The organism is Gilliamella sp. Pra-s52 (assembly GCF_009795805.1).
Taxonomy (GTDB): Bacteria; Pseudomonadota; Gammaproteobacteria; order Enterobacterales; family Orbaceae; genus Gilliamella.
In genome coordinates, this window is sequence record NZ_WTEY01000058.1 from 1 (window position 1) to 338 (window position 338).

Below are 338 nucleotides of genomic sequence, written 5' to 3' on the forward strand. Positions count from 1 at the left end.
CTTCGCTAAGCCTTTAGCTACATCATCCCACCATAACATCTTTTTTATCTTCTCTTTGGTCTTTTCCCAAGCTGTTACTTGTTTTTCTAATGCTTCCATTTTGGCATAATTTTCAAACTGCGCTTTAGTTAGCTTTTTCGAGGGGGATTCTTTATAATCTGCAGGAAAACGGCTTATTTCTCGTCTTAATGTTTCAAAGCCTTTCGCTTCAGGCGAGTCCTTTGCTTTACCGACACTACTTAAATATGCCTCAAATTTTGCTTCATCACCCGTTTGTAAATAACCTAATAGATTTTTAGCATCTTCGGTCATCTCGCTGTTTAATTCTTCCCATTCCG

The 338-nt window shown here is 38.2% G+C and carries 1 protein-coding gene; it reads right to left on the bottom strand.

All coding sequences use genetic code 11. The annotated features are described in order from the left end of the window. On the bottom strand, positions 1–338 hold a 338-nt coding region (locus GQ594_RS11940), incomplete at both ends, for a hypothetical protein (protein ID WP_160413200.1).